This is a genomic window from Streptomyces bluensis, from assembly GCF_014650715.1.
GTDB lineage: Bacteria > Actinomycetota > Actinomycetes > Streptomycetales > Streptomycetaceae > Streptomyces > Streptomyces bluensis.
This window is the reverse complement of the sequence record NZ_BMVM01000005.1, coordinates 30283-55431: the sequence shown is the minus strand read 5'-3', so window position 1 is coordinate 55431 and position 25149 is coordinate 30283. Positions and strand designations below refer to the sequence as shown.

Genomic DNA, 25149 nt, shown 5'->3' with positions numbered 1-25149 from the left:
GCCGAAGCGGCTGACAGCTCTACGTGGAGCTGTCTACTCGGGTGCGGGCACCACGCTGAGATGGCTCGGCGTGCGCCGGTCGCGGCGGGGGCGGGGCGGGGCGGCCGACGGGCGCCGCGCCGCGCGCAGTACGAGCGTCATCCGCGTGTATCCCATGTCCTGCAGGGTCTTGGGGGTCTCGCCGACGATACGGCAGTCGGTGCGGCCCCAGCGGGGGTCGGGGTGGACCACCGGGCGGACGGCGCCGTCGTGCTCGGCGGCCTCCGGTCCGACCGTACGGATCCAGTGCGGCAGCCCGTGCCGGTAGGCGGCGTCCATGATGGGGTCCTGGGCGATGTCCCGGCGGATGGACTGCAGGCCCCGGTCCTGGCCGTGCCGTTCCACGGCGGCGGCGAAGTCGGCCAGCATCGGCAGGCACCAGCGGGACTCGTGCTCGCCGAGGACCGTGGCCGCGTCGGGGTGGAAGAGCACGAAGCGAAGGAAGTTGTCACCCGGCATGGCGGTCGGGTGCGGACCGACACCGCGGAAGAGCTTCTCGTAGGCGCTGTTGGACAGGACGACGTCCCAGCGGTGGTCGAAGACGACGGACGGGAAGGGCACCGCCTCCAGGAGCGTGGCGTAGTCCTGCAGGTACGCCTGAGCCTCAAGGCTCTCGGGGACGGGGCGCGGTTCGGACCGCTGCCCTCCTGCCTGATATGCCATCGGGAGGTCACCCCTCTTGCCTATGCGGCCTTCACGCGGCGTCTTGATCCTGAGGCCCGCGCGGGAGTCATGTCAACTATCGTGGCATTTCGCGGCCGTTGACGGCTGAATCTCGCCACAGTTGTGGCGAGACCTGGATGTGAGTTCGCGTCAGGGGCTAATCTCCGTGCAGTTCACGGTGGTGGACTATGCCCGGGCCTCGCGTGCCCGGGAATTCGGCATCATGATGAGACTGGCTGAGACTGGCTGAGAGAGACGTAGGAGACCTGTCGGTGACGGATGGCTTCGAGGTTCCGGACGCTGCGGCGACGGTTCTGCTGCCGGCCGTCGTGGCCCGTGTCACCGCGCTCGCCGACCGGTTGGGCGTGCCCCACGACGAGGTCTTCGACGCCCGGCGCCTGTCGTCGGCCTCCGGGGTGCCGGAGTCGGTGGTGAAGGCGCTGCTGGGCGGCCGGCCCGCCGGCGAGCCGGACCTGCAGGCCCGGTTCGTGCAGCGGCTGGCCCTGCTGCGGCGCACCCGTCTCAAGCCCAACGGACGCAAGTACACACAGCAGGAGATCGCCGACGGCGCGGGCATGTCGCGTCAGCAGGCGGGAGCCCTCATCAATGGCGACCGGCGCCCCACGATGGAGCACTGCGACGCCATCCAGCGCTTCTTCCGAGTGCACGCCGGTTTCCTCACCGCCGAGGACCCGGAGGCACTCGCGAGCGCCCTCATGCGCACCGAGCAGGAGCTGCTCCAGCAGCTCGCCGACCGCGAGCGGGCGGCCGCGCCGGCCACCCAGGCAGCCGACGACCCGCTGGAGCGGCTGCTCCAGGACCACGGTGTCCGCGGCATCGCCTGGCGTGCGGCACAACTGCCCACCGACCAGCATCGCGACAAGGTGGCGGAGTGGCTCGACATGCTCCTGGAGAGCGTCAAGCGGCCCGAGTCCTGACCCGGGGGAGAACAGTGGGCATCGGAAGGGAAATGCGCCGCCTGTGCGGCGAGTTGGTCGGCGAGCTGACGCTCCCGGCACCGGCGGAGCCCGCCGGGCTGTACTCCGCGCTGTGCGACGCCATGGGCAGACGCCGCGGCCGCCCCGTCCAGTACCGTACGGCCGCCTTCCCGCCCGGGACCGCGAGCGGGCTGTGGCTGGACATGGCCGAGCAGGACCTCGTCGTGATCGAGGAACGCACCGCGCCCGACCACCAGTTGGTGATCCTCGGCCATGAGCTGTGGCACATGCACGCCGGGCACTGCGGCCACCATGTGGAGGGTGCCGCGGTCGCGGCACGTCTGCTGAGCGACGGGGCCGACCTGCGGGCGACGGTCCAGAAGGTCGCCGCGCGTACCCGGTTCGACGTGAAGGACGAGCAGGACGCCGAGAGCTTCGGGCTGCTGCTGGCGAGCAAGTGCCGTACCTGGCTGGCGGGTTCGGCGCTGCGCGGTCCGGTGCGGCGCGACCGGCTCGCGGGGCGCATCGAGGCCTCCCTGGGCTATCGCGGGCCGCAGGGCTGAGCCACCGGAGATGGACGGGTCCAGCTATTACATCCCCGCGGTGGCGATGGCGGTCGTCCTCGCCGTCAAGACGCCCGCGCTGCTGCACGGCTGGCGCGATCCGCTGCTGCGGTCGGTGTGCGCGCTGCTCACGCTGGCGAGCCTGGTGTTCTGCTTCGCCGCCCCGCCGACGATCGCCGAGGTCAACCGCCTCACCGGCATCACCAACGTCTCGGCGCCTGTCGTGTACGTCCTGATGAGTGCCTTGAGCGCCTCCTGTCTGGTGCTGATCATCAACTGGCGGGGTGGTCCGCCCGAGGTGACGCGCAGGCTGTCGCGTCGCTGGATCGCCGGGTACGGCGCGGTGAGCGTGGCGATCGTGGTGCTGTTCGCGCTCGGTGACGCGCCGGTGGAGCGGCTGCGGGACCTGGACACGTACTACGCCAACACGCCGTTCATCCGCGAGATGATCGTGCTCTACCTCGCCGCGTTCTCCGTCGCGGGCGTCGCCACGGTGGTCATGTGCTGGCGCTGGGCGCTCCAGGTGCGTGGCTGGCTGCGCGCCGGACTGCTGATCATCGCGGTCGGCTTTCTGTCGAACGTCCCGTACTCGGCGGCGAAGTTCACGGCCGTGGTGGCCCGCTGGAACGGTGGGAACCTGGACGGCCTGAGCACCTATGTGGCGCCCGTGCTGGCCTCGGTCGGGGCGCAGATCGCCGCGGTCGGCTTCTCTCTGCCGCTGGCCTGCCAGCGCATCGGGGACTCCTGGACGACCTGGTCGACGTACCGGAGGCTGGGCCCGCTGTGGCGGGAGCTCAGGCCCGTGGCCGACCAGGGTGAGCGCGCGGTGCGGATCGCCTGGTGGTCGCCGGTCCAACTGCAGGTGACCCAGCGGGAGTCCGACATCCACGACGGCATGCTCACCCTGCACCCGTACTTCGACTCCGGGGTGCGGGCGAGGGCCTACGAAGCGGCCGTCGCGTCGGGTTCCGCGCCCGACCAGGCACGGGCCGAGGCCGACGCGGCGATGGTGACGGCGGCGGTACGGGCCCGGGCGGCCGACCCGGAGGGCAGGGTCATCAGCTCGGCGGAGACCGGCGCCGCACCGCCCCCGTCCACGGACGGTCCACGCGACCTGGTCCGGCTGTCCCTGGCCCTCAGTCAGTCACCCGTCGTCGCGGCTGCCCGGGAGCACGCCGCGCCCCTGTCAGAGAGCGACTTCCATGAGCGAACCCGCTGACGTCCCCGGATCCGTGGTGCCGTCGGAATTCCGTCGGGCCGTCGTCGTCGGCGGGGGCCTGGCCGGCCTGCTGTCCGCCGCCGCGCTGCGTCCGTACGCCGATGTCACGGTCATCGAGCGCGACCTGCTGCCCGAGGGGCCCGCATCGCGCCGGGGCGTCCCGCAGGCCCGTCACGCGCACCTCCTGTGGTCCGGGGGCGTCCGCGCGATGGAGGAGCTGCTGCCCGGGGTGACCGACGCCTGGCTGGCCGCGGGCGCCCGCCGGATTCCGCTGCCGACCGGGCTCGTCTCCCTGTCGGCGCAGGGCTGGGTGCGGCGCTGGCCCGAGATGGAGTTCATGATCGCGTGCAGCCGGGACCTGCTGGAGTCGGTGATCCGCGCCGAGGTCGTCAGGCAGACCCGGATCACCGTGGTGCAGGGCACCGAACTGCTGGGCCTGGAGGGCGGTGCGACCCGGGTGACGGGGGTGCGGGTCCGTTCGGCCGACGGCGAGGAGCGTGTTCTGGCCGCCGACCTGGTGGTGGACGCCTCGGGGCGCGGCTCGCGGGCCACGACGTGGCTGGACGCGCTGGGCGTGCCGCCCGCGCCGCTGGGCGAGGTCGACTCCGGGCTCGTGTACGCCAGCCGGGTCTTCCGCGCGCCGGCGGGCACCGAGGAGTTCCCCGTCGTCAACGTCCAGCCGGACGCGGCGCGGCCGGTGCCCGGGCAGAGCGCGACCCTCGTGCCGATCGAGGGCGGGCGCTGGCTGGTGACGGTGTCGGGCACGCGCGGTGGCCAGCCGACCGCGTCCGCCGAGGAGTTCGAGACCTTCGCACGGAACGTGCGCCACCCCGTGGTGGGCGAACTGCTGGCCCGCGCGGAACCGCTGACGGACGTGGCCGTCACCCGCAGCACCGTCAACCGCCGGCGCTTCTACGAGAAGGTCTCGGCCTGGCCCGAGGGGTTCGTCGCGATCGGTGACTCGGTGGCCACCTACAACCCGCTGTACGGTCACGGCATGTCGGTGGCCGCGCAGAGCGCCCTGGCGCTGCGTGAGCGGGTGGCCGCGCACGGGCTCATGGCTCCGCGGCTCGCGCGGCGGGTGCAGCGGGCGGTGGCCGGTCCGGTGTCGATGGCGTGGCAGCTGGCCACGGAGACGGACATACGCTACCCGGAGGCGATCGGCGAGCAGCCCGGTCCCGTCCAGCGCCTGCTCACCCGGTACGTGAACCGCCTCCTGCGCACGGCGACGGGCCGCCCCCTGGTCTTCCGGACGTTCCTCGGCGTCATGACCCTCTCCAGGCCGCCCGGCGCCCTGCTCGCGCCCGAAGTCCTCCTCGCCGTCCTGCGAGGTCCGCTGAAGGCCCCACTGACGGGTCCGCCGCTCACGGAGGGGGAGCAGGCGGCGGTGTCCGGGGCGCCGGAGGGGGCGGGAACGTAGGCGTGCGGCAAAGGCTTCGCCTCCGCTGAGCGAGCGAACCTCCGTGTACGGGAACGGGATTGTCAGTGGTGGACGGCAAGCTGGAGGTGCGCCCCCCGCCCTGCCGGGGCGCACGCACCGATCAAACCGGCCGAACAGGGGAGAGCCGTCCGATGCAGACCGCCGTACTGACCGACCATGAACGCACCGCCGTGCAGGCCTATCTGCGGCTCTTGCAGACCGTACGAGCCGCGTTCGACGGCCCGCCCGGCGGAGGCCGACCACCCGTGGTGCCGACCGCCGCGCTCGCCGAGGCCGAGCAGGCCCTGGCGGCGGCCGGACTCGCGGGCAACGAGGAGGAGTTCTTCCGGCTGCTGCGGAGCTGGTGCCCGGAGATCTGACACCCGGGCCCGTTCCCGGGCGAACCGGGAGCGGGCCGGCTCAGGCGGTCGCCCGTAGGTACAGTCCGCCGGACTGGTCCACGAGCTGCCGCAGGGCCGCCAAGGGTTCCTCGTGGCCGCCCAGTTCACCGAGGACGCGGTACGCCTCGTCACGGAACGTGCCGAGGTCCTTCTGATAGCCGCGGAGCACGGCGGGCGCGAGGAGCAGCTCCGTGAGCTCCCGCCGTGCCCGTCCGGAACTCCGCGCGGCCCCGGACAGCGCCAGCACGTGCTCCCTCGCCCCGGGCGGCGCCTCCTCCAGGGCGCAGGCCAGCAGATAGGTCAGCGTGCCGTTCCTCAGGTCCTCGTTGCGGCCGGACAGGATGTCCTCCTGGTCGTTGAACAACTGCCACAGGATGCCGAGGACGTCGCCGAACTCACGCCACAGCCGTATGCGCCCGCTGTCCGCGCCCGCCCATATGCCGGCCATGGCCGTGATCATCGCGAAGGGAGCCCCGGACTTGCCCCGGTACGCCGTGACGACCGACTCCCGCGCGGCGCCCTCCGTGCCTCCCCGCAGATCCCTGAGCTGCCCCTCCACGGCGGGGAACCAGCAGTTGACGATCTCGGCGGTGAGGGCGCCCCGCACGGCGTCCGGTACCGGCTGTGCCTGGACGATACGGATGGGCAGTGCCTGCCCGCCGACGACGGCCGCCAGCAGTGCCTCCTGCTCGCCGAGGCCCTCGGGCGTGCCGGTCGCCTGACTGTCCGCCAGGTCGTCGAGGTAACAGGCCGAGGTCCACCACAGCAGGTGGACGGCGGAGAGGGGGACGGCCGGTCCGGGGTCGCCCGTCTCGACGGCGTGCACGAGCAGCGGAAGCACCGACAGGGGGTACTTCATCTGCTGGTGGTGCAAGAGTCCGGTGATCGCCTTCCTGACCGACTCCGCCTCCGGTCCCAGCCCGTCGAGGGCGGCGTCCAGGGCCGCGTCGATCTCGCCCGAGAACTGCCGGTGCAGTTCGACGTAGGACAGGGAGGTCATCCGGCGGCCTTCGCGCGTCCCGTCGGGTAGGGCACCGACACGGCGGTGGCCAGCAGCCCGTCCCGTACCGTCCAGCGTCCGTCGAACGACCCGATCCGCTGTCCGTCCACCACCGGCCCGGGCACGAGGAGCCGCGCCCGGAAGACGCCCGACCCGGCGCCGGTGGGAGGGCCGCTGTCCGCCAACACGTCGATGTCGGCTTCCGAGAAGTCCAGCCACTGGGCGGTGAGCGGGAACCACGCCTTGTAGACGGACTCCTTGGCGCTGAACAGCAGCCGGTCCCAGTGGACGCCGGGCCGCTCGGTGTTCAGGCGGTGCAGCCGGGCCTCCTCGGTGGGGAGGGCGATGGCGCCGAGGACGCCGTTCGGGAGGGGCAGATGGGGTTCGGCGTCGATACCGAGGGAGGCGACGTCGGCGGCGCGGACCAGTGCGGCGGCGCAGTAGCCCTCGCAGTGCGTCATGCTGCCGACCAGCCCGTCCGGCCAGGCGGGGGCGCCGCGCTCACCGGGCAGCACGGCCTGCGGGGGCACGCCGAGCTTCTCCATCGCGCGGCGGGCGCACCCGCGTACGGCGGTGAACTCCCTGCGGCGTTTGGGCACCGCCTTCGCTATGACCGCCTCCTCCTCGGGGAAGAGCGACACATCCTCGGGCCCCCCTGCCGCGCGGGCGGCGTCGGCTGCGTCGGCGGCGTATTCACCGTAGGCCTCCACGACCACGACCGACTCCGGGAGCAACTCCTCGATCACCGGCTTCGACCTCCATCGGCAGAATGCGGCGCAGCCTTCCCGGCGGTTTCGGGCGCGGGCGCCACTCGCGGGGGTACCCCACGGACACCTCTTCGAAGCGGACCCCGTCCAGCCAGGTGGTCCGCGGAATGTGCAGATGGCCGTAGACCATCACCTCGACGCGGAACCTGCGGTGCCAGTCGGCGGTGAGCCGGGTGCCGCACCACATCGCGAACTCGGGGTAGCGCAGGATGTCCGTCGGATGCCGGTCCAGGGGGTAGTGGTTGACCAGCACGGTGGGCAGGTGCGCGGGGATCTCGGCGAGCCTGCGCTCGGTCTCGGCGACCCGGGCACGGCACCAGGCCTCACGGCTCGGGTAGGGGTCGGGGTACAGCACCATCTCGTCCGTGCACACGATGCCGGTGCCGTGCGCGTACTCCAGCCCCTCGTCCTTGGTCGCGCAGCCCGGCGGCAGGAACGAGTAGTCGTACAGCAGGAAGAGCGGGGCGACGACGGCGGGGCCGCCCGGACCCTCCCACACGGGGTACGGGTCCTCGGGCGTGGTGACGCCGAGCTCGCGGCACAGGGCGACGAGATGCTCGTACCGCTCGACGCCGCGTGCCGTGAGGGTCTCCTGCGGGTGGGTCCACAGTTCGTGGTTGCCCGGCGCCCAGACGACCTTGGCGAAACGGCCGGCGAGGGTCTCCAGGGCCCAGCGGATGTCGTCCGCCTTCTCGGCGACGTCTCCGGCCACCAGGAGCCAGTCGCCGTCGGTCTCGGGGCGCATCTGTTCGACCAGGGCGCGGTTCTCGGGATAGCTGATGTGCAGGTCACTGATGGCCAGCAAATTCCCCGAACCGCCAGCGGTCGACTCCACCCTCACTCCCTCCAGATCCGGATGGGAACACGAGAACACACGCACGCACCAGCGGACAAGAGCGGCCCGCCGACCACGTGAACGGCATCTGGCAGGACCCGTACGAAGGATTAACACCCGCGTGACAGAAACCAGTGCCCCGGTGGCCCTATGATCGCCCCTAACACCTCCGCCACGCTCCGTCCCTCGCGTCGGGCGGTTCGGCGTACCTCCCTCTCCCCTGGCCGGGCACGGCCTGCTCAGCCCTGCCCGCGAACCGTGAAAGGCGGCCTGCATGGTCTCTCGCGTACGCGTCTGGCTCAACCGCACGTACGCGGAGAACGTCTTCTTCATGGATCAGCTGCGAAGTAATCCGCAGGCGCGTCCGGTCGAGATCCATGCCACCCACGGGGACCCCGACTCGCCCGTGCTCGCCGCAGCCGACACCGCCGACCTGGAGCCGGAGGGCCTCTCCCCCGCCGCGTACGTCGAGTTCGCCCTCGACCAGTGCCAGCGGCGCGGGATCGATGTGTTCGTGCCCCGGCTGCACCAGGCGACGATCGCCGCGCACCGCGAGGAGTTCAGGGCCGTGGGTACGACCCTTCTCGCGCCGCCCGCTGAGGCCGTGCACGTCTTCGAGGACAAGGTGACGGCGTACCAGGCGGTGGAGGCGCTCGGGGTGCCGGTGCCGCCGTACCACCGGGTGCGGGATGCGGACGAACTCGTCGCCGCCGTGGAGGAGTTGGAGGCCGGTGGGCACAAGGCGTGCTTCAAGCCCGCGGCGGGTGCGGGCGGGGTGGGTTTCCGTGTCGTGACCCGGGCCCCCTTCTCGCTGACGCACCTCAACGGGTTTCCGGGTCCGCATGTGCCTCTGGACGTGGTGCTGGACGCGCTGCGTGATGCCGGGGAGACGGTGGACTGGCTGGTGATGCCCCGCCTGGAGCAGCCCGAGGTGTCGGTGGACTGCCTCGTCGCCCCGGACGGTCGCGTCCGTATGGCGGTGGGCCGTACGAAGAACGGCCGCCGCCGCGGGTTCACGCTGGGCCCGGCCTGGATCGAGCCGGCGCGGCGTCTGGCGGAGGCCTTCGGCCTCCACTATCTCTCCAACATCCAGTTCCGCATGTACGGCGACGATCCGGTTCTCATGGACGTCAACACGCGGCCTGCGGGTGGGCTCCACCAGCTCTCCCTGTGCGGCCTCAACGCTCCTTGGGCCGCCGTTCAGTTGGCCCTCGGCGAGGACCCCGGCGACCTTCTTCCGGCCCGCCTCGGGGCGGACTACACGGTCGTCTCGGGTCCGCGTGCGGTGCGTCCCGTCTCTCTGCCGCACCAGCGTCCGGACGTTCCGGCGACGACGCCGGAGCCGGCGGAGGGGCGTCCCTTCGCCCTCGCCCCGGCGCCGGGCGTCCGCCCCCACCCGGCGGACCGCCCGCTGGCCGTCTGACCGGGCGTTTTCCTCGCCCCCGCCGCCCCTACCCGGCCCATCCCTTCCTGGGGGCTGCCGCCCCCAGACCCCCGCTCGCCGGCCTGAACGGCCTCGCCCTCAAACGCCGGACGGGCTGGATCGTCAGCCCCTTCGGCGTTTTGAGGAGCGGGGGTCCGGGGCGTGCCCCGAAACCCGGGGGCCAGGGGGCGGAGCCCCCCCTGGGCCGGGGTCGAAGGGGCGGAGCCCCTGCGGATGGGACGGGTAGGGGCGGCGGGGGCTAAGAACCTCAGGAGGGGTAGCCCCACGCCTCTGCCAGTTCTGTCAGGCGGGGTGAGAGGGTGGCGTTCGGGTCGGCCTGGCGGGCGGCCTGGATGCGGCCCGACTTGATGGTGCTGGACCAGTCACCGAGCTGGGGGCGGAACGTGCCGTGGTCCTTGGTGCCGTAGTCGAGCATCGCGGGTTCCCAGGGGACGCCCAGGTAGTCACAGATGCCCCGCGTCACCTTCTCCGGTTCGGCCGTGAGCTCCTCGTACGTGATGACGTGCGCAGGCAGGTTCTGCCGCGCCTCCTCCAGCTTCTCGCTGTAGGACAGGACCTCCGCGGCGATCGCCTCGTGGTCGGGGTCCGTACGGCGGCTCGTGAGCGACGCGATCACCGCGCCCGGGTGGCGCAGCAGCACGATGTAGCGCGCCTCGGGCCAACATCGGTGCAGCCGCGGCCACATGAGCGTGTTCGGCGGCGTCTTGTCGACGATCAGCTCCTTGCCGCTGCGGGTGAGTTCCAGGTGCAGCAGCCTGTCCCACAGGACGTGCTCGACCTCGTCCTTGTCGAGTTCGAGCGCCTTCATGGCGTCCGCGGTGAAGTCGCGCGAGAGGTTGACGTGCACCGTGCGCAGATGCATCTCGTGCGGGGCGCGGATACGGCTGTGGCTGTTGAGCAGGACCCGCAGGAGCGTGGAGCCGGAACGGACCGACGACAGCACGAACACCGGCGACTCCACCAGGCGCGGGGCGCGCGGGGCCACGTACGGCTCCGCTTCGGCCCCGGCGTCGGTGCTCCGTTGCGCGGGTACCGCGTCCAGGTTCCGCTTCGGCGGGCTCACCGCCTCGGCGATCAGCCTGCCGCGGCGCTTGAGCCCTTTACCGATCGCGTTGATACGCGGGTCTCGCACGATGCCACCTCTCCACCCGTCTCACTCCGCTTTTCGTTCGCCCGTATCACAGGGGGAGCGGGCGAACTCCAGGTGTCGGGGAGGGAACGGGAAAGGGTCGCGGCGAGTCGTACACCCGCCGCGACCAGCGTGTTTACCGCTTTCTTAATTCTTCCTGGGAAGCGGGGTCACTACTTCTCCACGGTCAGCCTCAGCGTCTTCACCTCGAAGGGCCGCAGGGCGATGGGCACCGCGTTCCCCTCGGTGGCCGCCGCCTCCAGCGGGCGCTCCAGGAGGTCCGTCACCTGGGCCCCGGCGAGCGGGAAGCCGGTGCGCAGCACGCCCTCGGCGCGGCCGCCGCGGGACTCGTAGAGCCGGACCACGACGTCACCGGACGCGTCGTCGGCCAGCTTGACGGCCTCCACCGTCACGCCGGCGCCGTCGACCGAGACCACCGGTTCCGCCGGGCCCGCCGCGTCCGCGATCCGCAGCGGGAGGTTCAGCGCGTAGCCCTCCGCGATCGCGTCGTCCACGCTCGCGCCCGGCAGGAGCGCGTACGTGAAGCGGTGCCTGCCCTGGTCGGCCTCCGGGTCCGGGACGCGCGGGGCGCGGACCAGGCTGAGGCGGACCGTGGTGGTCGTACCGCCGTCCTCGCGGACCGTGCGGGAGACGTCGTGGCCGTAGGTGGAGTCGTTGATCACCGCCACCCCGTAGCCGGGCTCGGCGATGTGCACCCAGCGGTGCCCGGACACCTCGAAGCGGGCCGCCTCCCAGCTGGTGTTGGTGTGGGTGGGGCGCTGGATGTGACCGAACTGGATCTCCGCGGAGGAGTGGGGCGCCCGGATGTCGACCGGGAAGCCCGCCTTGAGGAACTTCTCGGCCTCGTGCCAGTCGATGTCCGTCTCGAAGTCGATACGGGGGCTGCCGGCGCGGAGGCTGATCGTCTGGGTGATCTTCGAGCCCTTGCCGAAGGAGCGTTCGACGCGGATCGCGCCCCGCAGCGGGTCCTCCTCGACCACCGTCACGGAGTCCGCGTCCAGCAGGTCCGTGTAGCGGTTCTTGTAGTGGCTGTCGACGTCCCAGGCGTCCCAGTAGTTCGGGAGGTCCGTGTGCAGCCGCAGCAGGTTGCCCTTGTCGGCGAGGACCTCACGGCCACCGGCCCGCAGATCGCGTACGGAGGCCAGGGTGCCGTCCTCGGCGATCTCCACCCGGACGAGGCCGTTGTCGAGGACGCGTCCGGTGACCGTCACCGGGTCCGTGCCCTCTCCGGCACCCAGGGGGGCGCTGCCGTTCGCCGGGACGACCGTGTGGACCAGGGAGCCGTCCGCGGTCCGGACCACCTCCCCGCGGTCCAGCGGACTCGTGTTGAACACGTGTGCGTCGCCCGTACCGAGTGCGGCGATCGCCTCCGCGGTCAGTGCCTCGACCTCCTTCGCGACCCGTGCGTACTCCGCCTCGGCCTCCCGGTGCACCCAGGCGATCGAGGAGCCCGGCAGGATGTCGTGGAACTGGTGGAGGAGGACCGTCTTCCACAGCCGGTCGAGCTGGTCGTACGGGTAGGAGTAGCCCGGCGCGTGCAGTGCGGCCGTGGTCGCCCACAGCTCGGCCTCGCGCAGGATGTGCTCGGAGCGCCGGTTGCCCTGCTTGGTGCGGGCCTGGGAGGTGTAGGTGGCGCGGTGCAGCTCAAGGTAGAGCTCACCGGCCCAGACGGGGGCGTCCGGGTACTCGTCGCGGGCCTTCGCGAAGAACGCGTCCGGGTGCTCGACGACGACCTTCGGCGAGCCCTCCAGGTCGGCCAGCCGGCGCGCCCGCTCCATGATCTCGCGGGTGGGGCCGCCACCGCCGTCACCCCAGCCGAAGGGTGCCAGGGAGCGGGTGCCGCCGCCCTTCTCCTGGTAGTTGCGGACGGCGCGGTCCATCTCCTCGCCGCTGAACCGGGCGTTGTAGGTGTCGACCGGCGGGAAGTGGGTGAAGATGCGCGTGCCGTCGATGCCCTCCCACCAGAACGTGTGGTGCGGGAACTTGTTGGTCTGGTTCCAGGAGATCTTCTGGGTCAGGAACCACTCGTTGCCCGCGAGCTTGGCGAGCTGCGGATAGGCGGCGGTGTAGCCGAAGGAGTCCGGCAGCCACACGCCCTTGGTCTCGACGCCGAAGTGCTCGATGAAGAACCGCTTGCCGTGGATGAGCTGGCGGGCGAGGGCCTCGCCGCCGGGGAGGTTGCCGTCGGCCTCGACCCACATGCCGCCGACGGGCGCCCACTGGCCCTTCTCGACGGACTTCTTGATCCGCTCCCACACGTGGGGGTAGTTGTCGCGCACCCACTCGTACTGCTGGGCCTGCGAGCAGGCGAAGATGAAGTCCTCGTACTCGTCCGCCAGCGAGGTCACGTTCGAGAACGTGCGGGACGTCTTGCGCTTGGTCTCGCGGATGGGCCACAGCCAGGCGGAGTCGATGTGGGCGTGCCCGACGCCGGAGACGGTGTGGGCGCTGGCGTGCGCGGGCTTGGCCAGGGCGGGGGCGAGGACCTCGCGGACGGCCGCGGCCGACCCGGAGATGTCGTCGAGGTCCAGGGCGTCCATGGCCCGGTCCAGGGTGTGCATGATCTCGTGGCGGCGCGGGTCGTGCGCTTCGAGGTGGACCATCAGTTCGCGCAGCACCTGGAGGTCCAGGTCGAGGTGCCAGACGTTCTCGTCGAGGACGGCGAGGTCGGCGCGCTGGAAGGTGTAGAGCGGCTTGTCGCCGGCGGTGAGGACGTCACCGAGCGGGGTCGGGGCCGCGAAGTTGTTGGCGAGGATGTCCGGGTTGGAGGCCGCCTCGACCAGGTAGTCGACCGTCTCGCCGCCCGTGGCCGGGTCGGCGATCGGCACGTACTGGTTGAGCGGGTTGACCGCCTTGAGCGGTGTCCCGTCCGTGAGGTGGACCAGGGCCTCGGCCTGGTTGCCGGGCCAGTCCCCGACGAAGCCGAGGTCGATGACGGCCTCGACGCGCCTGCCCGCCCACTCGGCGGGCACCTGACCGCGCATCCGGAACCAGGTGGTGCCCCAGGGCGGACCCCAGGGGGTGTCCATCGCGAAGGGCTCGTACGGGGCGGCCGCGGCCTCCTCGAAGGGGACGGGCTCGCCGGGAGCCTGCCATGCCTCGACCTGGAAGGGCACGGAGGCGGCGTAGATCGCGGGCTTGATGCGCTGGGTGTGGACGCGCTCGACGCGTTCCTCGATCCGGCGGCGTTCGTCATGCATGGAAGAAGCTCTCCTGGGGACGGTGCGGGCTCTACTTGAGGTACGCCATGCCCGGATGGACGGCCGTGTAGGCGTCGACCAGTCTGCGGGCCACGTTCACGGAGTCGACGAGCGGGTGCAGGGCGAAGGCCTTGACCGCGGTCGTGCGGGAGCCCGACTCGGCCGCGGACAGGACCTCGCGTTCGACGGCCTTGACCGCGCACACCAGGCCGGTGGCGTGGTCGGGCAGCGGGTCGACGGCGACGGGGTGGGCGCCGTTGGCGTCGACGAGGCAGGGCACCTCGATGACGGCCTCGGTGTCGAGGACGGAGAGGGTGCCCTTGTTGCGGACGTTGAGGATCAGGGTGGTGCGCTCGTCGCGGGCGATGGCCCGCATCAGGGCGAGGGCGACCTTCTCGTAGCCGCCGGAGAGGTCGTCGGCGTCGCGCTCGCCGGCGCCCGCCGTCTCACGGTTCTCCGCCATGTAGGTGGCCTCGCGCTCGGCGCGGGTGCGGTCCCATGCCTTGAGGGCCTCGGCGTCGGGGCGCCGCATCTTCTCGTAGAAGTGGGCCTGCTGGTCGCGCAGGAAGGCGCCGCGGGTCCTGTCGGCCTCCTGGTAGGCGCGGACGGCCTCGCGGTTGAAGTAGTAGTAGTGCAGGTACTCGTTCGGGACGGCGCCGAGGGACTGGAGCCAGTCGGGGCCGAAGAGCTTGCCCTCCTCGAAGGAGCCGAGCAGGTCGCGGTCGGCGAGCAGGCGCGGGAGTTCGTCGCGGCCCGCGACGCGCAGTCCGCGGACCCAGCCCAGGTGGTTGAGGCCCACGTAGTCGATCCACGCCTCGCGCGGGTCGGAGACGCCGAGCACGCGGGCGATACGGCGGCCGAGGCCGACCGGCGAGTCGCAGATGCCGATCACGCGGTCGCCGAGGTGGCGGGACATGGCCTCGGTGACCAGTCCGGCGGGGTTGGTGAAGTTGATGACCCAGGCGTCGGGGGCGAGCCGGGCCACCCGCTGGGCGATGTCGACGGCGACGGGCACCGTGCGCAGGCCGTAGGCGATCCCGCCGGCGCCGACGGTCTCCTGGCCGAGGACTCCCTCCGCGAGGGCCACGCGCTCGTCGTCGGCGCGCCCTTCCAGGCCGCCGACGCGGATCGCCGAGAAGACGAAGTCGGCGCCCCTGAGTGCGTCGTCGAGGTCGGTGGTGGCCGTCACCTCGGGCGCGTCGGATCTGCCCGCCGCCTGCTCGGCCAGGACGCGGGTCACGGCGGACAGCCGTTCCGCGTCCAGGTCGTGCAGGACGACACGCGTCACCCTGCCCTCGGCGCGGTCCGTGAGGAGCGCCCCGTACACCAGCGGCACCCGGAACCCGCCACCGCCCAGAATCGTCAGCTTCACGCGCCTACCACCTTTGCCGTCCTTTCGTGTACCCGGCTCATGCCGGCACCACCTCCACGCCCGCCTCCTCCAGCGAGGACCGTGTGACCGGGTCGACGGGTGCGTTCGTCACCACCATGTCCAGTTCCTCGGGTCCGCAGACCCGCGCCATCCCCGTGCCCGGGAACTTCGCGCGGTCGGCCAGCAGGACGACCCGTTCCCCCGCCCTGATCATGGCGCGCTTGACCGGCACCTCGACGACGGTGGTGTCCATCACCTGCCCGCCCGGCCGCACCCCGCTGGTCCCGAGGAACAGCCAGTCCGCGTGCAGCTGGCGCAGGTTGTCCTCGGTCAGGAAGCCGACGAGCGAGCGGTACTCACGGCGGAGCATGCCGCCCAGCAGCACCAGCTCGATTCCCTCGTCGTCGGCGAGTTCCTCGTAGACCACCAGGTTGCTGGTGATGACGGTGAGCCTGCGGCCGTGCAGGTGCCGGGCCAGCCGGTAGGCGGTGGTGCCGATGTCGAGCAGCACGGACTCGCCGTCCCGGACCAGCGAGGCGGCCTTCGCCGCTATGGCGTCCTTCTCCGGCACACGCATCTCGGCGACCTCGGCGAAGGGCTGGTCGCCCTCCTCCACCACCGCTCCGCCGTGCACACGGGTGAGCAGCCCCTCCTCCTCCAGCTTGACGAGGTCGCGCCGGATGGTGGCGGGGCTCACTCCGAGCTGTTCGGACAGGTCGGTGACCGCCGCGGGGCCCCCGGAGCGCAGGGCCCGGAGGATGAGTTGATGTCGTCGTTCTGCCAGCACACCGTGGACAGTACTCGTCATCTTCAATCATTTCCATGCTCACTTCTGCTTGACTCTTGCCAAAATCCCCGGAGGCGCGCACGATCCTGTGCACCGATTGCGAAGGTTTCGACGACCGCGCTCAGAACTGATCGCGGCCGCCTGCGACAGGAGGATGCGCGCGTGGACGACGACCGGCCCGATGTACTGCTGACGGGGCTGCTGTTCTACGACCTCGTCCTCACGGGCCTGGAGAAGCCGCCGACACCCGGAGAGGAAATCTGGACCCACGGCATGGGCTGCGGTCCGGGCGGCATCGCCAACCTCGCCGTCGCCGCCTCCCGCTTCGGCCTCACCACCTCGCTGGCGACCGTCTTCGGTGACGACTTCTACGGTGAGTACTGCCGTGACGTCCTCGACGGCCAGGAGGGCATCGATCTCTCTCTGTCCCGCACGGCGGACGGCTGGCACACACCGGTCACCGTCTCGCTCGCGTACGGCCACGACCGGGCGCTGGTCACCCACGGCCAGGAACCCCCGTACACCCAGGACGCGTTGATGGGCGACCCGCCCGACGCGCGTGCCGCTCTCGTGCACATCGAGGCCGAGCCCCGCGAGTGGCTCGCCAAGGCGGCCGCGAACGGCACGCACATCTACGCGGACGTCGGCTGGGACCCCACCCAGCAGTGGTCCTCCGACCTCCTCGACCAGCTCTCCCTGTGCCACGCCTTCCTCCCGAACGAGACCGAGGCGATGGCCTACACCCGCACCGACAGCGCCGTCGCCGCCCTCGGCACCCTGGCGGAGCTGGTGCCGGTGGCCGTGGTCACGCGCGGCGGCGAGGGCGCGATCGCCGTGGACCAGACGACGGGTGAGTACGCCGACGTGCCGGCCCTGGACGTGGACGTGGTCGACGCCACGGGCGCCGGGGACGTCTTCGGGGCGAGCTTCGTCGCGGCCTCGCTGGGCGGCTGGCCACTGGAGGAGCGGCTGCGCTTCGCGGTGCTCGCCGCCGGTCTGTCCGTACGCCATCACGGCGGGGCCCTGGCGGCGCCCGGCTGGCACGGGGTGCACACGTGGTGGCGGGCTCTCGACGACCCCGGGCTGCGGCGCGCCTACGGCTTCCTCGCCGAGCGGCTGCCGGCCGACCCGGGCCCGCCCCTCCCCCTCGCCCCCGTCACACCCCCGGTCAACACCCCTCACTGAACCACACGCAAAGTCAAGACATCCGAAAGGCGGTGGGAGCTTTGCGGCTCTCACGAAGGAGCCTGCTGCGCGCGGGCCTGGCCGGCACGGCCGCCACGGCGCTCGGCGGACTGGCATCCGGCTGTGCCGTTCCCACCGGGTCGACCGGCCGGAACATGGTCCTGTGGTACTGGAGCGGCGGGCTGAGCCCGAAGGTCCTCCAGAAGGCCAAGGCCCGCTACGACAGCGCCGTGAACCTGCAGGCCATCCAGATCGGCGGCTACTACCGCTCGAAACTGATGACCACGATGACCGGACGGGCCCACGTGCCGGACATCGCGGGGCTCAAGGGCGAGGACATGGCCTCGTACCTGCCCAACTCCGACCAGTTCGTGGACCTGCGGACGCTCGGTGCCGACCGGCTCAAGGACCGGTATCTGACCTGGAAGTGGGACGAGGCGATCGCCGAGGACGGCTCGATGGTGGGCTTCCCGATCGACTGCGGCCCCGTCGCCCACTACTACCAGCCGGCCGTCTTCGAGAAGGCCGGGCTGCCGTACGAACCGGACGACGTCTCCAGGGAGCTGGACACCTGGGAGAAGTTCCTCGCGGCCGGTGAGCAGCTCAAGAAACGCGTCCCCGGCGCGTTCATCCTCACGGACGCCCTCAGCATCTACGGCATCTCGGTCAACCAGACGACCAAGCGGTTCGTCGACAAGGACCGGCACTTCATCGGCGACCAGGAGCATGTGCGCACCGCCTGGGACCGGGCCGTGGAGGCCACCCGCCGCGGACTGGTCTCGAAGATCGTCAACGGGACGCCGGACAATATCTCGGCCACCGAGCGGGGCCTGCTGCCCAGCCAGCTGAACGCCTCCTGGGCGGCGGGTGACATCAAGCTCAACACGCCGAAGACCAAAGGCAAGTGGCGGGTGGCGAACTGTCCGGGCGGCCCGTCGAACATCGGCGGCTCGTTCCTGTCGATCACCAAGGCGTGCCGGGAGCCGGAGAAGGCGTTCGAGATGATCACCTGGATGCTCGACGCGGACAACCAGGCCCAGGGCTTCGTCGACTCGGTGCTCTTCCCCTCGACTCCGGCGTCGTACCGGATGGCGAAGCTGCGCGAACCGGACGAGTTCTTCGGCGGGCAGATCACCATGGACGTCTTCGGTCCGGCGGCGCAGAAGATCCCGGTCGCCTTCAACAGCCCGTACGACATCGCGCTCAAGACCCCGATCGACGACGAACTGCGGAACTTCTCCGTCCTCGGCAAGGACCCGGACCAGGCATGGAAGGACGCCATGAGCAAGTGCCGGCGTATCGCGGACCACCTGGGGGTGAGTTACTGACATGGCCACCGCACCCGTGATCGACACGCCCCCGGCGACCGTGACCACCGCCCCCGCCGGACCTGCCCGGAAGGGAATCCTGAGCCACTGGCGGCTGTACGCGGCGATCTCACCCTTCTATCTGCTCTTCCTCGCCTTCGGACTGATCCCGGTCGGGTTCTCGCTGTATCTGTCGTTCCACCGCTGGGACGGACTCGGCTCGATGGAGTTCGCGGGGCTGTCGCAGTACCGCTATCTCCTGTCGGACAGCCAGTTCTGGGGCTCCATAGGCAACACGGTCGTCATCTGGGCGCTGGCCACCTTCCCCATGATCTTCCTGGCGATGGTGACGGCCGTGCTGCTGAACTCGGCGGTGCGTTTCAAGAACGTGTACCGCTTCGCGTACTTCCTGCCGAACGTCACCTCGATCGTCGCCGTCGCGATCATCTTCGGCTCGGTCTTCTCGACCAACTTCGGCCTGGTGAACGCCCTGTTGCAGGCGGTCGGCCTGGACCAGGTGGCCTGGCTGAACTCGCCGTGGGGCATCAAGGTGGCCATCGCGACGCTGATGACCTGGCAGTGGACCGGCTACAACGCGATCATCTTCCTCGCCGGTCTCCAGACGATCCCGAGTGAGCTGTACGAGGCGGCGCGCATGGACGGCGCCGGTCCCGTGCAGACCTTCTTCCGGGTCACGTTGCCGCTGATGCGTCCCGTCCTGCTCTTCGTCCTGGTCATCTCGACCGTCACCGGCCTGCAGTCCTTCTCCGAGCCGCAGGTGCTGTTGCAGACGACGGACAACAACTCCTCGTTCGCGGGCGGTCCCGGCCACGCGGGCCAGACCATGGTCCTCTACTTCTTCCAGCAGACCTTCGACAACAACGACTTCGGCTACGGCGCCGCCGTGGCCTGGGGCATCTTCCTCGTCGTGGTCCTCTTCTCGATCATCAACTGGCGCCTGGTACAGCGCCGGGGCGAAGAATAGGAGCCCGCCACCATGGCATCACTCAAGGGTTCACGACAGCAGGGTTCACGGCAGCGGGGCATAGCGCTCCATCTGGTCCTGATCGTCGGTCTGCTGCTCTCGGTCTTCCCGTTCTACTGGGCCGTGATCATGTCGACGCACTCGTCGACGGAGATCTTCTCCTACCCGCCGAAGCTGCTGCCCGGCTCGCACTTCGCGGAGAACGTCCGCAACCTCTTCGACAACATCGACTTCTTCGGCTCGATGGGCAACTCGCTGCTGGTGGCGGGCTCGGTGACGGTCCTGGTCCTGTTCTTCGACTCACTGGCGGCGTTCGTCTTCGCCAAGTTCGAGTTCCCCGGGCGCCGGACGCTGTTCGCCCTGATGATGGCGATCTTCATGGTCCCGGCACAGATGGCGGCCATCCCGCAGTTCGTCATCATGGCGAAGATCGGCTGGATCGGTTCGATGACCGCGCTGGTCGTCCCGGCGGCGGCCAACGCGTTCGGCATCTTCTGGATGCGCCAGTACATGAAGGGCGCGATCCACGACGAACTGCTCGACGCCTCACGGATCGACGGGGCGGGCTTCCTGCGCCAGTACTGGCACGTGGCACTCCCGGTGGTCCGGCCGGGCCTCGCGTTCCTCGGCATCTTCACCTTCATGGGCCAGTGGAACGACTACGCCTGGCCCCTGATCGCCCTCACCAACCCGGACAACGTCACCCTTCAGGTCGCGCTGTCCCAGCTCAATGGCACCCACGGCACCACCGACTACGGAATGGTCATGACCGGCGCCCTGCTCGCCCTCGTCCCGCTGCTGATCGTGTTCGCCGTCGGCGCCCGGCAGATCATCGCCGATCTCGGCAAGGGAGCCATCCGTTGACGTCCGAAGTGTTCGGAATGTCTGGCGATCCATTGATCGCGCTGCGCCCGTGGCAGGCACCCGAGGTGACCTCCTGGGGCCGGCTGCCCATGTGCGCGGTGGACCGGCGCGAGGGTGCCCTCTCCCTCGACGGCCGGTGGCGCTTCCAGCTGCTGCCGTCACCCGAGGCGGAGCCCGGCCCCGCGTGGTCCTGGTCGTCGGTCCCCGGCGCCTGGACGACACAGGACACGACCGACCTGCCGCAGTACACCAACGTCCGCATGCCGTGGGCGGAGTTCCCGCCGGACTCCCCCGCCGCGAACCCGACGGGCGTGTACGAGCGGGAAGTGGACATTCCCGCCGACTGGGCCGGGCGCCGGATCGTGCTCCACGTCGGCGCCGCCGAGAGCGTGCTGCTCGTGCACGTGGACGGGCGGCCGGTGGGCCTCTCCAAGGACTCGCACCTCGCGGCCGAGTTCGACCTCTCCGGCACCGTACGGCCCGGGGAGCCCGCCACCGTGCGGCTCACCGTGGTGAAGTGGTCCGACGCCTCGCACATCGAGGACCAGGACCAGTGGTGGCACGGCGGGATCACCCGCTCGGTGCTGCTGTACGCGACGGATCCGCTGCACCTCGCGGACGTGACCGTCCGGGCGCGGTGCGACGGCTCGCTGCGGGTGGACTGCCGGGTGCGGTCGGCGGCGGGCGCGCTGCCCGAGGGGTGGTACGTCACCGGCCGCCTGGACGGGCAGGAGCTCGCCCAGGACGCCGAGTTCGACCGGCTGAACGCCGAGGACGAGCGCGTCTCCGACTTCCTGGGGGAGGCCCGCCTGCGCGCCACGGTACGGGACGTACGCGCATGGACCGCCGAGACGCCCGAACTGTACGGCCTGACCGTGCGCCTGCACCGGGCCGACGGCTCCGTCGCCGACACCTCGACCCACCGGGTGGGCTTCCGCGAGGTCGAGATCCGCGGCCGGGACCTGCTGCTCAACGGCGAGCGGGTCTACCTCAGGGGCGTCAACCGGCACGACTTCCATCCGCTGACCGGACGGACCGTGTCGTACGACGACATGCGCGCCGACCTGGTGACACTGAAGCGCTTCGGCTTCAACGCGCTCCGCACCGCCCACTACCCGAACGACCCCACGCTGTACGACATCGCCGACGAACTCGGCTTCTACGTCGTGGACGAGGCGAACATCGAGTCGCACGACCACGCCCACGAGATCGCCGACGACCCATGCTACGCGTCCGCCTTCGTGGACCGCGTCTCACGCATGGTGCTGCGGGACAAGAACCACCCGTCCGTGATCATCTGGTCACTGGGCAACGAGTCCGACTACGGCGCGAACCACGACGCGGCCGCCGGCTGGGTACGCCGCCACGACCCGACCCGGCCGGTCCAGTACGAGGGCGCCGCCAAGCTGGACTGGGCGGCCACGGACGACGCCTCCGACATCACCTGCCCGATGTACGCGCCGATCGAGGACTGTGTCGCCCACGCGCTGTCCGGTGAGCAGACCCGGCCGCTCATCCAGTGCGAGTACTCCCACGCCATGGGCAACAGCAACGGCACGCTCGCCGACCACTGGGCGGCCATCGAGTCCACCCCGGGGCTTCAGGGCGGCTTCATCTGGGAGTTCTGGGACCACGGCATTCTCCAGCGGGTGAGTGACGGAAGACCGGCCGGGCGCGCGGGCGCCGGGCTGTATGACAACGGTGTCGCCGCACCCGGCCTGCGCTGGGCGTACGGCGGCGACTTCGGCGAGGCGGTCCATGACGGCGCGTTCATCGCCGACGGCGTCGTCTTCCCGGACCGCACGCCCAAGCCCGTGATGTACGAGCACCGGGAGATCGCCGCGCCGGTGCGGCTGTCCGTGGAGGGCGAGGGCACCCGGCGGGTGCTGCGGGTGCACAACCGGCAGCACTTCCGCGATCTGTCGTGGCTGGCCGCCCAGTGGGAGTTCGCCGCCGCCGACGGAGGCAGCTGGACCGTGCCGGCCGTGCTGCCCGACGTGCCGCCCGGCGGCGCGGCCGTCATCGACCGGCCCGACGTGCCGGGCGGGGCCGGCGAGACCTGGCTGACGCTGCGCGTGACGACGGCCGCGGACGAACCGTGGGCGCCGCGCGGCACCGAGGTATGCGGCCCACAGGTGCGCTGGTACGAGACGGAGGCCGGCGAACCGCCGGCGGGCGACGGGACGGCAGCGGGCGTCCACTCGGTGGCAGGCGTCACCTCGGCGGCGGGCGTCGAGGAGGACGCCGACGACGGGGCCGCCCGGGACAGCCGCGGTCGTCTCGTTCCGGGCGCGGGCGGCCCGGGTTCCGGCGCCCGGCCCGAGACCGACGCCGACGGCCTGTTGCTGCACCCGCTGCTCACCGCGCCGCCCGTGCTGTGTCTGTGGCGCGCCCCCACCGACAACGACGTCCTCGGCGGCATGGCCGGCCGCTGGCGCGCGTGGGGCCTGGACCGCGCGGAGCGCGAGACCGTCTCCGTGGAGCGGACGGGCGCCCGCGTGCTGGTGCGGTCCCGCTGGGCCACGGCCGTGGGGCCGGTCGAGCACGAGCAGGCGTTCACGGCGCTGCGGGACGGCCGGGTGTGCGTCGAGGAGACGGCGGTGCTGCCCGAGGAGCTGTCGGACGTGGCGCGGGTGGGCACCGTGTTCGAGACCGTCGCCGGGCTCGACCGCTTCGCGTGGTACGGGCAGGGCCCGTGGGAGAGCTACCCGGACCGTGCCGCCGGGGCGCCCGTGGGGCACTACTCGGCCACGGTGGACGAGCTGTTCACCCCGTATCTGCGCCCGCAGGAGAGCGGGGGGCGGCACGGGGTGCGCCACTTCTCGCTCACCGGGGACGGCGGGCACGGACTGGCCGTGCGGCTGGACGGGCCCCGACAGGTCTCCGTGACCCGCTACCGCGCGGAGGACCTGACCGCGGCCGCGCACCACGACGAACTGGTGCCCCGGCCCGGCTGCGTGGTCCACATCGACGCGGCCCACCGGGGCCTCGGCACCGCCTCGTGCGGGCCGGACACCTCACCCTCGTACCTCGTGCCGACGGGCGCCCATCGCTGGAGCTGGACCCTGCGCACTCTCTGATTCCCCTCCCCCTCCCAGGACTCCACCCCCCGCCTCCCGTCCCCTTCCCTTCTCCGGGACCTCCCCCTCTCACGGAGTCAATGTGTGCACCTCGCACGAGTCCGGGCACCAGCCTGCCCAGGAGGCGCCCCAGGCGGGCGCCGGCAGACGCGGTTTCCTTCGGGCGACCGCGCTGATCGGAGCGTCCGCCGCGGTCGCGCTGCCCGCCACGACCGCCGCCCAGGCCGCACCGGCCGACGTCCCCGCCGACGACGCCGCCCGGCGCCCCGACCCGGACAGCCGCCGCTTCACCCTCGCGGTGATGCCCGACACCCAGTACCTCTTCGACGGCCCCAGCATCGACAAGGCACCCGTCGAGGCGTCCCTGCGCTATCTGCTGGAGCACGGGCGGGAGGAGAACATCGTCTTCCTCTCCCACCTGGGTGACCTCACGCAGAACGGCGCCAAGGAGGAGTGCGCGGCGATCGGGGAGGCGTTCCGGCTGCTCGACCGGCAGGGCGTGGGCTACAGCGTCCTGGCGGGCAACCACGATGTGCGCTCGACCACCGACGACCAGCGCGGTTCGACGCCGTACCTGGACGTCTTCGGCCCCGGCCGCTTCCAGGGCAGGCCCACCTTCGGCGGTGCCTCGCCCGACGGCTACAACACCTTCCACCTCTTCCGGGCCGCCGGCCGCGCGTGGATGGTGCTGGCCCTGGACTGGCGGCTGTCGGCGAAGGGCTTCGCCTGGGCCAGGGACGTCATGGCCCGGCATCCGAGGACCCCCGTCATCCTCACCACATTCGACGGGGACGACTCGCTCTCCTCGTACGGTCAACGGCTCTGGGACCAGCTGGTCGAGGACCACGACCAGATCTTCCTCACCCTCAACGGGCACTACTGGCCCGCGGGTCGCACCACGCGCAAGAACGCGGCGGGCCATGACGTCCACCTCCACCTCACGAACTACCAGAACCGCTACTTCGGTGGCGCCGCGATGATCCGCCTCTACCGCTTCGACCTCGACCGGAACACCATCGACGTGGAGACGGTCTCCCCGTGGATCCTGGGCCGGGCCGCGCAGGGCATCAACGAGCTGGAGCGGCGGGAGATCGAGCTGAGCGGCGACGCCGACAGGTTCTCCGTGGAGATCGACTTCGAGGAGCGCTTCTCGGGCTTCGCACCCGTGCCCGCGCGACCGGCGCGGCCCGCGTCGCGGATGCTGGTACCGGGCACGTTGGCGTACTGGCGCTTCGAGGAGCCCGCGAACGGCACCGTCCGCGACCTGTCCGGGCACGGCAACGACCTCGGCCTGGTCACCGTGGGCGGCGGCGAGCTGGGCTGGTCCCCGGACCACCACCCCGACCAACCTGGCCACGGCAGCCTGGAGTTCCAGGGCTACAAGTCCCCGCTGAAGGGCGCGTACCTGCGCACCGTCGACGGAGCTCCGCTCAACTCGGCCATTTTCAGGAACGGTTACACCATCGAGGCCTTCTACCGCCTCCCCGCCGGCTGGGACCCCTCGCACCACGCCTGGTCGGGCCTGGTCAGCCGCACCGGCACGGGCGGTGCCGCCGGAAAGACCGCCGACGATCCCGACGAGCCGCTGGCCACACTGTCCCTCTCCAACGACCGCGAGCCGCAGTGGGCGATGCGCCCGCTCAACCAGGAAGGCATCGCCACCAACTGGGGCCACGAGACGCCGCTGGAGACGTGGTGGCACCTCGCGGTCGTCAACGACGGCGACCACACGACGCTGTACGTCGAGGGCTGCCCGGTGGTCCGCAATCCCAAGGCCCCCGCGATCGGCATCACCTCGGTGGGGCTGCCGTGGCTGCTGGGCGGCTACGAGTACGGCGGCCGGATCGACCAGATCCTGCACGGACGGCTCGGTGACGTCCGGATCGTCGAACGAGCCCTGCCCGTCACGTCGTTCATGAACCACTGAGAT

The 25149-nt window shown here is 71.2% G+C and carries 20 protein-coding genes; 12 read left to right on the top strand and 8 right to left on the bottom strand.

Annotation, left to right across the window (positions count from 1 at the left end; all coding sequences use genetic code 11):
- Positions 1–33 precede the first annotated feature (33 nt).
- The gene (locus IE262_RS15250) at positions 34–702 is read right to left on the bottom strand and encodes an MmyB family transcriptional regulator (RefSeq protein WP_189874155.1); all 669 of its coding nucleotides are present in this window, start codon (positions 700–702) and stop codon (positions 34–36) included.
- Positions 703–974: 272 nt separating this feature from the next.
- Here IE262_RS15250 and IE262_RS15245 point away from each other — a divergent pair, with 272 nt between their 5' ends.
- From IE262_RS15245 to IE262_RS15225, 5 genes are all read left to right on the top strand, one after another.
- Positions 975–1640 (top strand): helix-turn-helix domain-containing protein, encoded by a 666-nt coding sequence (locus tag IE262_RS15245; RefSeq protein ID WP_134039779.1) that lies wholly within the window; start codon positions 975–977, stop codon positions 1638–1640.
- 32 nt (positions 1641–1672) lie between these two features.
- Positions 1673–2203, top strand: a complete 531-nt coding sequence (locus IE262_RS15240; protein WP_134039825.1) for a toxin-antitoxin system, toxin component — start codon at positions 1673–1675, stop codon at positions 2201–2203.
- Positions 2204–2213: 10 nt separating this feature from the next.
- On the top strand, positions 2214–3422 hold the full coding sequence (locus tag IE262_RS15235; RefSeq protein WP_134039778.1) for an MAB_1171c family putative transporter: 1209 nt from the start codon (positions 2214–2216) through the stop codon (positions 3420–3422).
- The gene (locus tag IE262_RS15230) at positions 3406–4842 is read left to right on the top strand and encodes an FAD-dependent monooxygenase (protein WP_189874153.1); all 1437 of its coding nucleotides are present in this window, start codon (positions 3406–3408) and stop codon (positions 4840–4842) included. The genes IE262_RS15235 and IE262_RS15230 overlap by 17 nt, the downstream gene beginning before the upstream one ends.
- Positions 4843–4994: 152 nt before the next feature.
- Entirely contained in the window at positions 4995–5222 is a 228-nt protein-coding gene (locus IE262_RS15225) for a hypothetical protein (RefSeq protein WP_134039777.1), read from the top strand.
- A 40-nt stretch (positions 5223–5262) separates the two neighbouring features.
- Here the strand turns inward: IE262_RS15225 and IE262_RS15220 are convergent, their stop codons facing one another.
- The 3 genes from IE262_RS15220 to IE262_RS15210 are packed head-to-tail and all read right to left on the bottom strand — an operon-like array spanning position 5263 to position 7845.
- Positions 5263–6243, bottom strand: coding sequence for a polyprenyl synthetase family protein (locus IE262_RS15220; protein WP_189874151.1), 981 nt, complete (start codon positions 6241–6243; stop codon positions 5263–5265).
- Entirely contained in the window at positions 6240–6989 is a 750-nt protein-coding gene (locus tag IE262_RS15215) for a 4'-phosphopantetheinyl transferase family protein (RefSeq protein ID WP_189874149.1), read from the bottom strand. The genes IE262_RS15220 and IE262_RS15215 overlap by 4 nt, the downstream gene beginning before the upstream one ends.
- Positions 6937–7845, bottom strand: a complete 909-nt coding sequence (locus tag IE262_RS15210; RefSeq protein ID WP_189874147.1) for a metallophosphoesterase family protein — start codon at positions 7843–7845, stop codon at positions 6937–6939. Before IE262_RS15210 ends, IE262_RS15215 begins: the two co-directional genes overlap by 53 nt.
- A gap of 274 nt (positions 7846–8119) precedes the next feature.
- Here IE262_RS15210 and IE262_RS15205 point away from each other — a divergent pair, with 274 nt between their 5' ends.
- Positions 8120–9268 (top strand): ATP-grasp domain-containing protein, encoded by a 1149-nt coding sequence (locus tag IE262_RS15205; RefSeq protein WP_189874145.1) that lies wholly within the window; start codon positions 8120–8122, stop codon positions 9266–9268.
- Between the two features lie 268 nt (positions 9269–9536).
- Here IE262_RS15205 and IE262_RS15200 read toward each other — a convergent pair whose 3' ends face one another.
- The 4 genes from IE262_RS15200 to IE262_RS15185 form a co-directional block, all read right to left on the bottom strand.
- Positions 9537–10421, bottom strand: coding sequence for a sulfotransferase family protein (locus IE262_RS15200; RefSeq protein WP_134039772.1), 885 nt, complete (start codon positions 10419–10421; stop codon positions 9537–9539).
- Between the two features lie 170 nt (positions 10422–10591).
- The gene (locus tag IE262_RS15195) at positions 10592–13639 is read right to left on the bottom strand and encodes an alpha-mannosidase (protein WP_189874143.1); all 3048 of its coding nucleotides are present in this window, start codon (positions 13637–13639) and stop codon (positions 10592–10594) included.
- A 31-nt stretch (positions 13640–13670) separates the two neighbouring features.
- Entirely contained in the window at positions 13671–15011 is a 1341-nt protein-coding gene (locus IE262_RS15190; RefSeq protein ID WP_189874141.1) for a 6-phospho-beta-glucosidase, read from the bottom strand.
- A 37-nt stretch (positions 15012–15048) separates the two neighbouring features.
- Complete coding sequence (locus tag IE262_RS15185; protein ID WP_189874551.1) at positions 15049–15798, bottom strand: DeoR/GlpR family DNA-binding transcription regulator; 750 nt, start codon at positions 15796–15798, stop codon at positions 15049–15051.
- 162 nt (positions 15799–15960) lie between these two features.
- On the opposite strand from IE262_RS15185, the gene IE262_RS15180 reads away from it, so the two are divergent.
- From IE262_RS15180 to IE262_RS15155, 6 genes are all read left to right on the top strand, one after another.
- Positions 15961–16983: a carbohydrate kinase family protein gene (locus IE262_RS15180; protein WP_189874139.1), complete on the top strand. Its 1023-nt coding sequence runs from the start codon at positions 15961–15963 to the stop codon at positions 16981–16983.
- Positions 16984–17024: 41 nt separating this feature from the next.
- Positions 17025–18311 carry an ABC transporter substrate-binding protein gene (locus tag IE262_RS15175; RefSeq protein ID WP_189874137.1) on the top strand — a complete coding sequence of 429 codons (1287 nt, stop codon included), beginning with the start codon at positions 17025–17027 and terminating at the stop codon, positions 18309–18311.
- Between the two features lies 1 nt (position 18312).
- On the top strand, positions 18313–19275 hold the full coding sequence (locus IE262_RS15170) for a carbohydrate ABC transporter permease (protein WP_189874135.1): 963 nt from the start codon (positions 18313–18315) through the stop codon (positions 19273–19275).
- Between the two features lie 12 nt (positions 19276–19287).
- The gene (locus IE262_RS15165; protein ID WP_189874133.1) at positions 19288–20139 is read left to right on the top strand and encodes a carbohydrate ABC transporter permease; all 852 of its coding nucleotides are present in this window, start codon (positions 19288–19290) and stop codon (positions 20137–20139) included.
- A gap of 17 nt (positions 20140–20156) precedes the next feature.
- Positions 20157–23219 carry a glycoside hydrolase family 2 TIM barrel-domain containing protein gene (locus IE262_RS15160; RefSeq protein WP_189874131.1) on the top strand — a complete coding sequence of 1021 codons (3063 nt, stop codon included), beginning with the start codon at positions 20157–20159 and terminating at the stop codon, positions 23217–23219.
- 82 nt (positions 23220–23301) lie between these two features.
- Complete coding sequence (locus tag IE262_RS15155) at positions 23302–25146, top strand: LamG-like jellyroll fold domain-containing protein (protein WP_189874129.1); 1845 nt, start codon at positions 23302–23304, stop codon at positions 25144–25146.
- The last annotated feature ends 3 nt before the right edge of the window (positions 25147–25149 follow it).